The organism is Streptococcus sp. GMD6S (assembly GCF_000297015.1).
Map to the genome: position 1 here is coordinate 1 of NZ_AJRH01000171.1, position 1,037 is coordinate 1,037.

Genomic DNA, 1,037 nt, shown 5'->3' on the forward strand with positions numbered 1-1,037 from the left:
AGCAAGGCCTGACCATCTTTGCCAACCGTATTGCCATTCAAATCCACTTCGTAGAAATATTGACCTTTAGCCAAGCCTTCAAGTGGCAATAGGGCAGGATTTTTAGCTGTTCCGTTGTCTGACCATGGAGCTTTGTCTGAAGCTTTTAACAAGAGGCGAGTCAACATACCATCTCCACCAAAAGCTTCATACGGAATAACTTGGTTGACACCAGCCAAGAAAGGTCCAGGAACCTTAGCCTTATCAAGGTAGCTAGCTGGAACATCAATCATGTCTTTGACATTGTTAACAACAGACTCTTTAACCTGATTTGGTGTGGTCAAACCATTCAAATTAACAGTCAAATCTTTAGTCGCTACCAGATTAGTCAAGTCAGGCTTGCCGTCTTTCGCACCGTACACCTTGATAGTAGCTTTATAGCTTTGAGTACCATTTTGTTTCAAGAGATCAAGCAACTCTTTGTCAGATTTGCCTTGGGTTCCGGCCAAGTCTACTTCGTAGAAGTAAAGGCCTTTGCCCAATTTCTCTACCGGTGGGAGAGCGGGATTTTTAGCTGTTCCGTTGTCTGACCATGGAGCCTTGTCGGATGCTTTCAAGATAAGACGAGTCAACATGCCGTCACCAGCGAAGAATTCGTATGGAATGACTTGGTTGACACCAGCTGTAAATGGACCTGGGAAATTGGCTTTGTCAAGGTAGCTAGCCGGAACATCTACTGTATCTTTGGTGTTGTCAGCCACGCCTTTTTGCACTTCAGCTGGGGTGGTCGCTGGTTGCGCTTCACTGGCTTCACGGTCTTGTCCAGAAACTGTAGACGCAGGACTTTCCACAGGTTTAACTGCATCTTCTGTTTGTTTCTTAGAGTCAGGTTGTGCTTGTACTTCTTCTTTTGGCGCTACTGCAGGCTCTTTAGCAGTTGCATCCGCTTTTTCTGAAGAGCTTGTAGTATCCAAGCTTGCTTTAGGTGCTGAGTCTGCTTGTTCTGAAGGAAGAGCTACATCGACTGCTTTTTTGAGAACCTCTGCTGGTAAGTCGCT

Annotated in this window: 1 protein-coding gene; it reads right to left on the reverse strand. The window is 45.6% G+C overall.

The window, feature by feature from the left end; all coding sequences use genetic code 11:
• Positions 1–1,037: SSURE domain-containing protein (locus GMD6S_RS09440; RefSeq protein ID WP_000309648.1), on the reverse strand; the 1,037-nt coding region annotated here is incomplete at both ends.